Annotated in this window: 15 protein-coding genes; 2 read left to right on the top strand and 13 right to left on the bottom strand. The window is 43.6% G+C overall.

Translation table 11 applies throughout. The annotated features are described in order from the left end of the window. Positions 1-18: 18 nt before the first annotated feature. The 11 genes from ED312_RS08215 to ED312_RS08165 form a co-directional block, all read right to left on the bottom strand. Entirely contained in the window at positions 19-2184 is a 2166-nt protein-coding gene (locus tag ED312_RS08215; RefSeq protein WP_123215540.1) for a peptidase domain-containing ABC transporter, read from the bottom strand. Between the two features lie 390 nt (positions 2185-2574). Next, on the bottom strand, positions 2575-2787 hold the full coding sequence (locus ED312_RS08210; RefSeq protein WP_123215515.1) for a hypothetical protein: 213 nt from the start codon (positions 2785-2787) through the stop codon (positions 2575-2577). A 286-nt stretch (positions 2788-3073) separates the two neighbouring features. Then, complete coding sequence (locus ED312_RS08205) at positions 3074-3268, bottom strand: hypothetical protein (protein WP_123215514.1); 195 nt, start codon at positions 3266-3268, stop codon at positions 3074-3076. Positions 3269-3611: 343 nt separating this feature from the next. Further along, positions 3612-3806, bottom strand: a complete 195-nt coding sequence (locus ED312_RS08200) for a bacteriocin (protein WP_123215513.1) — start codon at positions 3804-3806, stop codon at positions 3612-3614. 113 nt (positions 3807-3919) lie between these two features. Further along, positions 3920-4114, bottom strand: coding sequence for a hypothetical protein (locus tag ED312_RS08195; RefSeq protein WP_123215512.1), 195 nt, complete (start codon positions 4112-4114; stop codon positions 3920-3922). Between the two features lie 197 nt (positions 4115-4311). Beyond that, complete coding sequence (locus tag ED312_RS08190) at positions 4312-4506, bottom strand: bacteriocin (protein ID WP_123215511.1); 195 nt, start codon at positions 4504-4506, stop codon at positions 4312-4314. Between the two features lie 275 nt (positions 4507-4781). Beyond that, complete coding sequence (locus tag ED312_RS08185) at positions 4782-4988, bottom strand: hypothetical protein (RefSeq protein ID WP_123215510.1); 207 nt, start codon at positions 4986-4988, stop codon at positions 4782-4784. Between the two features lie 91 nt (positions 4989-5079). Next, on the bottom strand, positions 5080-5412 hold the full coding sequence (locus ED312_RS08180; RefSeq protein WP_123215509.1) for a DNA-binding protein: 333 nt from the start codon (positions 5410-5412) through the stop codon (positions 5080-5082). 61 nt (positions 5413-5473) lie between these two features. After that, positions 5474-6631, bottom strand: coding sequence for an HlyD family secretion protein (locus tag ED312_RS08175; protein WP_170164468.1), 1158 nt, complete (start codon positions 6629-6631; stop codon positions 5474-5476). A gap of 266 nt (positions 6632-6897) precedes the next feature. Beyond that, positions 6898-8241 carry an NADP-specific glutamate dehydrogenase gene (gdhA, locus tag ED312_RS08170; protein WP_123215507.1) on the bottom strand — a complete coding sequence of 448 codons (1344 nt, stop codon included), beginning with the start codon at positions 8239-8241 and terminating at the stop codon, positions 6898-6900. A 111-nt stretch (positions 8242-8352) separates the two neighbouring features. Next, positions 8353-9492, bottom strand: a complete 1140-nt coding sequence (locus ED312_RS08165) for a cystathionine gamma-synthase (RefSeq protein ID WP_123215506.1) — start codon at positions 9490-9492, stop codon at positions 8353-8355. A gap of 242 nt (positions 9493-9734) precedes the next feature. On the opposite strand from ED312_RS08165, the gene ED312_RS08160 reads away from it, so the two are divergent. Continuing rightward, a complete protein-coding gene (locus ED312_RS08160; protein ID WP_123215505.1) occupies positions 9735-10508 on the top strand; it encodes a DUF3298 and DUF4163 domain-containing protein in 774 nt (257 codons plus the stop codon). Here the strand turns inward: ED312_RS08160 and ED312_RS08155 are convergent. After that, on the bottom strand, positions 10498-10965 hold the full coding sequence (locus ED312_RS08155; RefSeq protein ID WP_123215504.1) for a DinB family protein: 468 nt from the start codon (positions 10963-10965) through the stop codon (positions 10498-10500). The genes ED312_RS08160 and ED312_RS08155 overlap by 11 nt on opposite strands. 93 nt (positions 10966-11058) lie before the next feature. On the opposite strand from ED312_RS08155, the gene ED312_RS08150 reads away from it, so the two are divergent. Continuing rightward, a complete protein-coding gene (locus ED312_RS08150; protein WP_123215503.1) occupies positions 11059-11421 on the top strand; it encodes an arsenate reductase family protein in 363 nt (120 codons plus the stop codon). 90 nt (positions 11422-11511) lie between these two features. On the opposite strand, the gene odhB is transcribed toward ED312_RS08150, so the two are convergent. Next, positions 11512-12753, bottom strand: coding sequence for a 2-oxoglutarate dehydrogenase complex dihydrolipoyllysine-residue succinyltransferase (odhB, locus tag ED312_RS08145; protein ID WP_123215502.1), 1242 nt, complete (start codon positions 12751-12753; stop codon positions 11512-11514). Between the last annotated feature and the right edge of the window lie 31 nt (positions 12754-12784).

The following is a 12784-nucleotide window of genomic DNA, read 5'->3' as shown; positions in this document are numbered from 1 at the left end:
AGTACATGCCCGGTTATCTCAAACCGAAAATTCCGGTATTTGCTGTTGCCATAACTTGTAATAATGCCCCTGGCTGTGATACAATTCCCTATGACTCCCCTCTTCTATGACCTCTCCCTTGTCCAGCACTACTATTTTGTCTGCATTGACTACGGTACTCAGCCGGTGGGCTATAACTATAATGGTTTTGTTCTTTTCCCTGAGACTGGCAATGGTTTTTTGCACAAAACTCTCCGAAGTACTGTCCAGGGAAGAAGTGGCTTCGTCCAGCACCAGTATTTCCGGTTGTTTATAAAGTGCCCTTGCTATGGCAATACGCTGCTTTTGCCCTCCGGAAAGCGTTGCCCCGTTTTCTCCCAGATAGGTTGCAAAACCATTGGGCAGGTTTTCAATGAACGGAAGGATACCTATGCTCTTGCATATTTCCATAATCCTTTCCATATTGGGCTGGAATTCTCCGACGGCAATATTTTCTACCACATTTCCCCCGAAAAGATCTATTTTCTGTGGCACTACTCCCACCAAATCCCTCAGGCTGGAGTTTTCAATATATTTCAAATCGTATTCCCCTATGAGGATCTTACCTTTTTGTATAGGATAAATATTTTGCAGCAGGGAGATAAGGGTCGATTTTCCGGAACCGCTCTCTCCGATTACTGCGGTGATCTTACCTTTGGGTATCTCCAGGGAAAAATCCTTGAAGACTTCTACCCGGGTACCATACCGGAAATAGACATTGCGGAAGGTTATGTCTCCCATGTTCTCCCGGGTAAGTTTTATTTTATCCTCCTGTTCTTCGCGTTCCAGGTCCATAATCTCAAACAGACGGTCTGCTGCGATCCAGGCATTCTGTATTTGCTTGTTTGCCCCTACCAACTGGGCCACGGGGCCTGTAAAGTAACCGATAATGGCATAAAAAGACAGCAATTCTCCCGGGGTTATTTCACGGTCTATAACAAAATAGGACCCACTCCACAACAGTACAATAGTGAACAACTGGGAAATAAAAGTAGAAGAAGTGGTAGAAAAAACGGTGTTTAAAGCCGACTTATAGCCGATATTCAACAGGTTGATAAAGCGGGCTTCTGTCTTAATATTCGCAAAAGACTCCAGTCCGAAACGTTTGATGGTCCCCACAGAGTTCAATGATTCCACCAACTGGCTTTCCAGGTCGGCTCCGCGTTCCATGACCTTTCTTTCTGCTTTTTTATTGAGCCTGTTGGTCACTACATAAATACCAAGGTAAAACGGAATAATAGCCAGCATGATAAGCGCCAGTTTCCAATAGTAAAAGAACATCAATGCGAAAGAAAAGATAAGGATAAGCACATTTACGGTAAGGCTGAGCGCCACCCCGTTGATGAAAGTACGTATTTTAACAGCATCGTTAATACGGGAAATAATCTCCCCGACCCGCATGGTATCGAAAAATTGTTGCGGCAATTTCAACAGGTGCTTATAATATCCCAGTATGAGCCGGGCATCTATTTGCTGCCCTGTTTTTATGAGAAAAGTATCCTTGAATATGCCTACAATGATCTGCAACGCCAGCAGTATGAGCATTACCACACTCAGGAGATTGAGAAGCTTGGTATTACTTCCCGTAAGCACATAATCCGTGATCTTTCCGAGATAAATAGAAGTGGAAAAACCGAGCAGGGTAACAATAAGGGCCCCGAAAAAGGCCTGCAGAAGAACAAATTTATGAGGGCGCAGCAAAAACCAGAACCGCCTGAGCGAAGAAACCTTTTCATTTCCGGCAGAAAAGCTTTCATCCGGCATCAGAATAACCAGTACTCCGGTCCATTCTTCCTGGAACTCCTTATGGGTCTTCTTGTGCATTTTTCCATCTCCAGGGTCCATGACCATCACATGTGTCTTGGTCACTTCATATACGACTACATAATGGTGTAATACCTCCCGGACGATAACATGAGCTATTGCGGGTTTCGGAATCTTGAAGAGGCTGTTAATGTCTCCGCGAACTCCCTTGGCCTCAAAGCCCAGTTTCTGGGCGGCTTCAATAAGGCCGAGCACATTGGTCCCCTTTTTATCGGTACTGGCATACTGCCGTATACGGGCAATGGGTATTTGTAAATTGTAATGAGCTGATATGGAAGCCAGGCAGGTAGCCCCACAATCGGTAATATCGTGTTGTTTTATTATGGTCTTCTTTTTTGCCATAGCAGTAATTCGGGTTTGGGAGCGCAAAATAAGCCGGAAAACTGCACAAAACATGCAGAGAGTGTTTTTTAATCCTGCAAATCATACCGGCTTGGTATAAATGCTATATGGTGTTTCAGGGAAAAGGCCTTCATTATTTCAGTTCGCTTATCGGATTTCATATCCTGAAATACTTCCTTTTCATCCATACATAAGTCTCCTTTTCCCGTAATTTCCGATACCTGCGAAGCAGGTTTTAGACTGAATGCCCCGATATCCCGCTATATAACTCACCACTAACAGCCCGAAGCACTCCCGACTGTTACACTAATAAAAACCCGGATCAATAAAAAAGCCATTCCCAAAAGGGAACAGCTTAAACTTTTAGACTGAAATATATTACTTATATCTCTATGCTTCTGCAGAAGCAGAAATGGATATGCTCCCCAACAGGCTAGACAGCAGAGAAACAGCCCCACCAACAGTCCCGGTAACAAAGCCTATTACGCCGGAAAGCGCACCGCTTAAACTTCCTATACCTATGCTGATAGTTAATCCGCCATTTGTTTCATTCATTTCAGTAGCGTTCAGTTCCTGAACTCCGTAATTGTCTAAATTTTTCATAATAGAATCTAAGTTAAGTTAATAAAACAATTATAAAAGGTGTGCAATTTCGTAACAGTTATGGCTGGACTCCGGCTGCCCGAAGCAACCGGAATAATATCGTGAAACACTTGTAAAAGTGCATAAACTCTTATTTAATTAAGGCTAAGGTAGCTATATTCACTGCACAAACCTTGCAGTTTAAAAACTTACTTCACACTCGAAGATTTATCTTACATATGCATAAAAAAAAACTGCTTTCCCTATTCGGAAAAGCAGTCTTATAAACGTTCAAAGGTTGAAGATTCTATAATCCTCCGATAATCCCGGCTACATATTGTGCAACAGCCACTGCAGCATCCTGCACGGCGTCAACAACAATATTAACCACACCCAAGGCCAGCCCAAGGGCTTGTCCAAGACTGAGGGTTATCCCTCCGTTGATTTCATTCATTTCCGTGGCGTTCAGCTCCTGAACTCCGTAGTTTTCCAGATTTTTCATGATTTGTTAAGTTAAGTTATACAATAAGATTAGCAATCATTTTTACACGATAACAACATCGTATAAAAAGGAAAAGGGTAAAAAAACAAAGTGCCAAAAGTTTACTGCTAATTTAATGTTACTCACTGTATAAACCTTGCAGTTTTGTATGTTTTTAACTACAAAACCAAACTATTATGGACTTGAAGTCCATAGGTTTGTGGCAGACTGAAAATCTGTCCGGCCACGAATTCACGAATGAAAATGGGTTTGTACTTATAAAGATATTCGTGAATTCGTGGCGTAAATAAAAAAAGAGGATGACTTTAATCACCCTCTTTTGTGTTCTTTGTAATTTCCGGGATTAGATACCTCCGAGAAGACCTCCTAAAAGACCACTAACCAGATTCACAACGGTCCCTACAACACCGGTTACTGTTCCGATAACTCCTGTTACCAGGTCAATAACTCCGCCAAGGTCTCCTAAAAGTCCACCGTTTACTTCTTTTAATTCGTTGGTGTTCATTTCCTGAACTCCGTAGTTTTCCAGATTTTTCATGATAAAATATTAATTAATTACACAATGATTTTAGCTATTTACATCATCTTTTTACAAAAAGTAAAAGATTGAGAAAATACGTAACCGGGTAAAGCACTTCTCTGTCATTAGGCCTAAGCCGTAATACCTTCCAGAAAACTGTTTATGTAATCTTCCACGGCCTTAACCGCCGCATTCATATATCCCAGGACAATATTAAGGATACCGTTTAGCAGTGTTATGGCATCCCCGAGAGCTATCCCCCCGTTGATTTCATACAGTTCGGAACATTCCAGCTCCCGAACTCCGAATTTATTCAGATCTTTCATAACAATCAGATTATGTTCAATAAGATTTGTATGGGGCAAAAGCTATTAACAAGGGAGGTTTGGATACCGCTAAATTAGTCTTATTCACTGCACAAACCTTGCAGTTTAATGTTTTTTTGGGTCTTTCTTCAAGAAAAAACCAGGTATTTTCAACAATACCTGGCTTTTACATTTTCGGTTGGTGTAATGTGTAATGATTACAGTCCGCCTAACAGACCTCCTAAAAGACCTGTAACAGTGTTAACTACAGTTCCTACAACACCAACAACGGTATTGATAACGCCGGTTACCAGGTTAAAAACCCCGTCAAGGCCTCCGATCAGTCCGCCGTTGATTTCGTTCATTTCAGTAGTGTTCAGTTCCTGAACTCCGTAATTGTCTAAATTTTTCATGATTTCTGATTTAAATTAAATTATATGAATTAATTACTTGATTATGTTTTTCCGGTATCAGGTTGTATATCAAATCCAGAACTCAGGTCTATACGCCTCTGCTTTATACCGCTAAGGTAGCTTCGTTCGCTGCACAAACCTTGCAGTTCTTTCCTTTAATTCGACGGGAATAAAAAACCGTATCCAAGAGAATTTCCAGGTTTTTCCGGGATTGACATCCCTTTTTCTGTAATTTCTCTTCAATACGGTTTCTCTGTATCTCTCAACAAACCTGTTTACAGATCTGCCACTCCGGAGATAAGTCCCAGGGTAAGTTCTACGATGCTTCCCACTACGGAAACAATTCCTCCTACCACACCGGTAACAGTACCGAGAACTCCGGTAACCAGGCCGATAACTGCTCCCAGATCAAGACCTCCGTTGATTTCCTGTAATTCAGCCGTGTTCAGCTCCTGAACACCATAATTGTCTAAGTTTTTCATGACATTAATAGTTTAAGTTACACAATAATTTAGGACGCAATATTTAAAAAAATACTACAAACAAAAGTTTTGGCACCCTTGTTTCATATGACTAAGATAATATGGATCCCTGCATAAAGCTTGCAGTTTGGATCTTATTTGATAAAAAATAACTTCCCCCGAAGATTTCGGTAAGTTCATTATCTTTCAGAACGGTCACGGAAACCGTTACCTGAAGGTCAAAATCATCTTCATAGAAATACGTTTTATGCACCCTGCTGTACGAAACAGGGGCCTCTATGTCTTTTAACTGCTCGATAAGCTGATATACCTTACGTTCACTTATCTGCATGAGCCGGGCCAACTGTGGCGGTGAGCCCGTAGCTTCTTTTACAATAAGCTGATGTAGTTGTTGCAGTCGTTCCAGGTTCTTTAAATTATTCATTATCTAAAGGGGTTTTAGATGGTTAATTCCAGTCTAAACGTATAAATCATATTATTTTTCTTCAGTTCTGCCGTGCCCTGGACGGATTCAGCCAATCGTCCACCTTATCGTATAGCAGGTCGAACAGGGATCTCTCGGTAAGCTTAAAGTTGGCGGTCAGGGTCATCCCTTTTTTTAAATTGCCTTTAAAACCGTTTTTCAGTTGCAGATAACTCTCGTTAATGCTGCATCTTACCTTAAAGGCCGCAGATTCTTCATCAATGGTTTCTATATCATTGCCTATACTTACTATCTGTCCGGAGGCAAAGCCCCACTGGTTGTAATTAAAGGCATCTATCTGGTAGGTTATGGACTGTGCTTCCTTTACCAGACCAATATCTGTGGGCGGCACATAACATTCGATAAGCAGTTTGGTATCGGGGGAAATCTCCGCGATCTTCACTCCGGAATTAATATATCCGCCGACATCCAGTCCGGCCACATTTAACAGTGTACCCGAAACAGGGGCGATCAGTACCTGGTTCTCATTATTTGAACTGTACTGGTTAAAGTCCGATCCCAGTTCTTTCAGTGTATTGTTCAGGGAAGTATGCTCGGACTGCCATTGATAACGCTGTTGTGTTTTATAGTTTTCCAGGTCGTTCATGGCCATATCGTATTCCAGTTTTTTGGCTTCGTATTCCGAATTGGAAATCACTTTACGCGCGTGGAGTTTTTCGTGTCTTTCGAAATCTTTTCGTGTTGTTTCCAGACGTGTTTTTAGTTCTTTGATCTTTTGGCTGTACTCCATATAGCTCGCCTTGTATTTTGCAGAAGAAAGCTGAGAGGGCATTATGGGAGTGTTGCGCGTAAGCAGGGACAAATCGTGCAGAAAGGTCCTGTTTTCCCCGATTTGCTGTCTGTACAGTGAAAGTTTGTCGCTGATCTGCTCATTATTCAGGATAAGCAAAGTATCTCCGGCCTCAACCCTCTGGTTGTTGGCCATGTTCTTGTAAGCCACTTTTCCGGAATTTATAAGTGTCAGCACAGTCCGTTCGTCTTCAGGTTTAATAATACCCCTGGAAGTCGTATATACATCTACGTAAATAAAAGGGAGCGACAGGAGAAATCCCATAATACTCAACAGAACGATAGCATAGATGATCTTGCTACGGTTCCTGAGTTTAAAATGATGGGCCTCCACAGTACTATCAATTATTTCTTTGGGGAAGATTTCCATAGAGCACATTGAGATTTTGAAGTATAAAAATAGGCAAATTATCGATAATCTGCTTAAGTTTTGCGATAAATTACTGTAAACATATCGCAAACCGAGAATAAAATGACAGGAAAAATCCCTGACAAACAACAGTATAAGATATGTTTTTCGCAAGGAAGAACAGTATATTTACCGAAAAAAAGGAACTTCCCGATAACGAAAGGACAAAAAAAGAGGCTGCCTTTTATGGCAGCCTCCCGGTGTATTGTCAAAAAGTGAAAAGGACACTATACCACACCCTGTGCCAGCATAGCATCTGCCACTTTTACAAAGCCTGCAATATTAGCTCCTTTAACATAGTCTATAAACCCGTCTTCCCGCTTACCGTATTTTATACACGAATCGTGGATATCCAGCATAATCTTCCTCAGCCTTTCGTCTACTTCCTCACGGGTCCAGCCTACCCTGAGGGCATTCTGCGACATTTCAAGCCCTGAAGTAGCAACCCCTCCGGCATTGGAAGCTTTTCCGGGAGCAAAAAGTATTTTCCTGTCATGAAATACTTCCACAGCACCCGGCGTCGATGGCATGTTCGCGCCTTCCGCAACACAGAAACAACCGTTTTCCAGCAGTGTTCTGGCGTCGTTTTCATCCAGTTCGTTTTGTGTTGCACAAGGCAGGGCAATGTCGCATTTTTCTCCCCAGGGGGTTTTTCCCGCTGCATATTTTGCCTGGGGATATTTGAGAATATACTCACTGATCCTTCCGCGCTTCACATTTTTCAGTTCCATAACATAGGCGAGTTTTTCTTCGTCTATACCATCCGCATCATAAATATACCCTGATGAATCGGAGAGGGTGAGTACGGTGGCCCCCAGCATAATAGCTTTTTCCGCTGCATATTGAGCCACGTTCCCGGAACCGGATATAACCACTTTTTTACCTGTAAAGCTTTCCCCCCTGGTCTTCAGCATACTTTCCGCAAAGTAAACCGCTCCGTACCCGGTAGCTTCGGGCCGGATGAGGGAACCACCCCAGGAAAGGCCTTTTCCCGTAAGTACTCCCGTAAATTCGTTTTTGAGTTTTTTGTACTGACCGAACATAAAACCTATTTCCCGTGCCCCTACACCTATATCACCGGCAGGTACATCGGTATTGGGTCCTATATGACGGAAAAGTTCTGCCATGAATGCGTGACAAAAACGCATGATCTCGTTGTCTGACTTCCCTTTAGGATCAAAATCGGCCCCCCCTTTTCCGCCACCCATGGGCAGCGTAGTAAGACTGTTTTTGAATACCTGCTCAAAGGCGAGGAATTTCAAAATGCTGAGGTTTACCGAGGGGTGAAAACGAAGCCCTCCTTTATAAGGACCTATAGCAGAATTCATTTCTATACGGTATCCGCGGTTAACCTGGATATCTCCTTTATCGTCCACCCAGGGAACGCGAAACATTATAACCCTTTCCGGTTCTACCATCCGCAGCAAAATGTTCTTTCCGTTATAAATTTCATGTTCCTTTATATATGGAATTACCGTTTCCGCAACTTCTTTTACGGCTTGCATAAATTCCGGTTCGTGGCCGTTTCGTTCTTCCACGCAGGCCAAAAATTCTTCAATTGTTTGTTTCATAAGTGTGTCGTATCAAAAATAGAGTGTAATTGGAAAATTCTTAAAATATCGGTGCAAATATACGATATAGTCAAAATTATGAGGTTATTTTTTCTGATTATTAAGGATACATTATTCCAGCGCCTGCTTCAGGTCTTCTATAAGATCGCTCACATCTTCTATCCCCACACTAAGCCGTATCAGCGCATCCGATATGCCCAGTTTTTTCCTTTCTTCTTCCGGGATACCGGCATGGGTCATACTCGCCGGATGACCTGCAAGTGATTCCACACCACCGAGGGATTCTGCCAGGGTAAATACCTTCAGCTTTTCTACGGCACGGATAGCTTTCTCCGCATCATTTCCCTTTACCACAAAAGAAACCATACCACCAAAATCGCGCATCTGTTTTTTGGCGACCTCGTGGTTCGGGTGATTTTCCAGTCCCGGCCAGTATACTTTTTCTACTCCCGGGTGATCTTTAAGAAAAAGAGCTATATCCCTTCCGTTTTCACAATGGCGTTGCATTCTTACATGAAGGGTTTTTATCCCCCTCAGCACCAGAAAACTGTCCATAGGGCCGCAAACAGCCCCGCTGGCATTCTGTATAAAGTACAGCCTGTCTGCCAGGGCCTTCTCCTTCACCACCAGCGCACCCATCACCACATCGCTGTGCCCGCCCAGGTATTTTGTGGCCGAATGCATAACAATATCAGCCCCCAGGTCCAGCGGTTGCTGAAGGTACGGCGTGGCAAAAGTATTGTCTACCGCCAGAAGCAAGTTATTCTTTCCGGCCACCGCGGAAATTGTTTCGATATCTATGACATTCATCATGGGATTGGTAGGTGTCTCTACCCAAATCAGCCTTGTGGCAGGGGTTATAAAGTCTTCTATTTTCCCGGCATCCGCCATACCCGTAAAACGGAACCGGATACCGAGATCTTCATATATTTTGGTGAAAAGCCTGTATGTTCCCCCGTAAAGATCATTGGTAGAGATAACTTCGTCCCCGGGTTTTAACAGCTTGAGTACCGCATCTATCGCCGCCAGGCCACTGGCAAACGCCAGTCCGTACTTTCCGTTTTCCAGGCTTGCAAAAGCATTTTCAAGTGCTGACCTCGTGGGGTTATGTGTCCTGGAATATTCGAACCCCTTATGCCCTCCGGGGGTAGTCTGTGCGTAGGTAGATGTCTGGTATATGGGGGGCATAACGGCGCCGTAAGCTTTATCGTGTTCCTGGCCTCCGTGAATGGTCTTGGTATTGAACTCCATACGTCCGTTGTTTAATCGGGCAACTGTCCGTGCCTGCACTGCATATCACAGTCTCCGTTGCCTGTATCTGCTACACAAAAATAGCATTTACTTTTTCCCATTCACAATAAAGAAGTATCTTTAGCTTATTATTCTTGCTTTTACGGAGTAACGGACCGTGTTGAACACGGTCTTGTCGTAACCAAAAGAATATAAACCCATAACAATCAAACAGAAAAGCATTTTAAATTTAACCGGACCCAATGAAAGTGAAAAATATACATTCCCGACCCGGGCTCTTACCCGTTATTTTCCTACTCCTTATCGTGGCAGGCTGTGTCAAGAACGACGAACTTTCCTATACCTCTCATAAAATTGCAACGGACTCCGGTGATTGTGATAAAAACCCATGTGCCAAAGTAAAAGTAAGCTTCCCTATAGCTGTGGCCTCTACAGCCATTGCAGAGAAGATCAATGCCATTATTGATGACAAGATCATCAGCTATTTTATTATAGATCCCGATGCCAAAAAGGAAGAATCCATAGAAAAGGCTGTCGAAAACTTTAAAAACGAATACCTGAAAGACAAGAAAATGCAACCGGATTTTGCATTTGGCTATGAAGCGGACATCCAGGGAGAAGTACTTTTTAAAGGAGAAAAGCTACACAGTATTGCCTTCTCGGCATTTATGTATACCGGGGGTGCACATGGCTACTCGAGCCTCACCTATCTCAACCTGGACCCGAAAACCGGTAAGGAATATGACAATACGGAGCTGTTCACCGACATGAAAGCGTTCAAAAAAATCGCCGAAAAAAAATTCCGGACACAGGAAAAAATTCCCGAGGGCAGCAACATCAACAGCACCGGGTTCTGGTTTGAAGACGACACTTATCAGCTCCCGGAAAATATCGGTTTTACCAAAGACAATATCATCCTCCATTACAATGCCTACGATATCAGTTCTTATGCAGAAGGTGGCAAGACACTTGAAATCCCCCTGGAAGAGGCAAAACCATACCTGGCTATTTTATAGCCCGTTTCAGTGCCAGTATGTAACCCAGGTGCAGGCCTTCGTGCATATTATTATAAGCCATTGCCGAACCTATATCGGTAAGTGTTACGTTCATGCTTGTGGTATATGTATTGTATTCCGTAAAGAGACCTTTCCGGTAATCTTCCCGGAATTTATCCGCATTGTTCAGAAATAGTTCCCGGAAGTAGAGCAACTCCTCTTCTGTAACCGGTTTTTCGGGACTCGGCGCAGTTCCTTTCCTGTAGCCGTTTATAACTTCTTCACTGACATTACACTCCAGCCCGGACAGTCTGTAACACAATATCTGCTGCGACACCACAAGATGCGCCAGGTTCCAGGCAATGTTATTGTTAAACCCTTCGGGGATCTTATTGATCTGGTCCAGGGACAATCCGTCAATGGCACTTACCACCAGGCTCCTGGTATTTTTTAAAATATCAAACTGTTTTTCGTACATCGCTAATTTTTTCCAAAGCTAACTATTTAAGGGCACTCCTCCTTTCTGCTTTGTCGGAAAGTTATGCTACTTTTGTATAAAGCATCATTTTTTATGAACAAGATATATCACCTCAGCACCTGCGACACCTGTAAACGCATCATAAAACAGCTTCAGCTTCCGGATTCGTTTGTATTGCAAGACATAAAATCCGAACCGATAACAGTAAAACAGCTGGAAGAGATGAAGAAACTGGCCGGTTCTTACGAGAGCCTTTTCAGCAGAAGGGCAAAACTGTACAAGGAAAGAAACCTGGCGGAAGAAAAACTGGCCGAAGAGGATTACAAACGCTTTATCCTGGAGCATTACACTTTCCTGAAAAGGCCGGTAATACTGGCGGACGGAAAGATATTCGTGGGAAACAGTAAAAAAACGGTCGAAGAAGCCGCAAAGACTATTGCGGGAATGCAGGACTAGGTCCACACAGAAAAAAGAAACCCGGATTTCCTCCTGCCAAAAGCAGTTCCGGAAATCCGGGCTTTAAAAGTCTTCGCCTTTACTTTTTTATTATAATTCCAATGCCTTTCTGGCATTTCCGTCCATGAGCAGCTCCTCCGGGCTCTCCAGGGCTTCTTTTATAGCCACAAGGAAACCTACGGATTCCTTCCCGTCAATGATCCTGTGATCATAGGAAAGGGCAACGTACATCATGGGATGTATCTCTACTTTTCCGTCTACGGCAATAGGACGTTCCAGAATGTTGTGCATTCCCAGAATACCGGATTGCGGCGGATTGATGATAGGTGTGGACAACATACTTCCGAACACCCCACCGTTGGAAATGGTAAAGGTCCCTCCGGTCATTTCATCTACGGTAATCTGTCCGTCACGGGCACGGATGGCCAGACGTTTGATCTCCGATTCGATTCCCCTGAAGCTCAGGTTTTCCGCATTTCGCACTACGGGCACCATAAGCCCCTTGGGACCTGATACGGCTACGGAAATGTCGCAGAAGTCGTAGCTTATCTTATAATCCCCGTCAATCATGGAGTTTACATCCGGAAATAACTGTAATGCCCGCACTACCGCCTTGGTAAAGAAGCTCATGAAACCGAGACCTACCCCGTGCTTTGACTTGAAGTCTTCTTTATACTGATTTCTCAATTTAAAGATCGGCGTCATATTCACCTCGTTAAAGGTGGTAAGCATAGCCGTTTCGTTCTTGGCCGAGACCAGGCGTTCCGCCACTTTTCGGCGGAGCATGGAAAGTTTTTTACGTTCCTGACCCCTGCTCCCGGGTCCGGGCGTCCCCATAGAAGGCACTGCCTTTACGGCATCGTCTTTGGTAATACGGCCGTCTTTACCAGTCCCTTTTATTTCATTTGCCGGAACTCCTTTTTCCTCCAGTATTTTTTTTGCTGCAGGAGAAGCCGTACCAGAGGCATAAGTTTCTTTCTTCTCGGGCTGGGCTGGCTGTGCTGCCGGTTTAGCCTCTTCTTTCGGGGCCTCTTTCTTTTCTTCTTTGGCTTCCGGTTTTTCTTTTTTGTCTGCATCCCCTCCTTCCGGTTTGGCAGCGCCTGTATCTATCAGACAAACCACTTCACCTACGGCAACCGCATCGCCTTCTTCGGCTTTAAGCGTAATAATACCACTCGCCTCGGCAGGGAGTTCCAGGGTTGCTTTATCCGAATCCACTTCCGCAATGGCCTGGTCTTTCTCTACATAATCCCCGTCAGAAACCAGCCATTCGGCTATTTCTACTTCTGTAATAGATTCCCCCGGCGAAGGAACTTTCATTTCTAAAATCATTGTTCTATAATTTTATTGGTCGTATTCTTGT

Origin of the sequence: Sinomicrobium pectinilyticum (assembly GCF_003725735.1) — a bacterium.
Lineage (GTDB): Bacteria > Bacteroidota > Bacteroidia > Flavobacteriales > Flavobacteriaceae > Sinomicrobium > Sinomicrobium pectinilyticum.
Note: the sequence above shows the minus strand (reverse complement) of the source record. Positions and strands in the feature narration are given on the sequence as shown.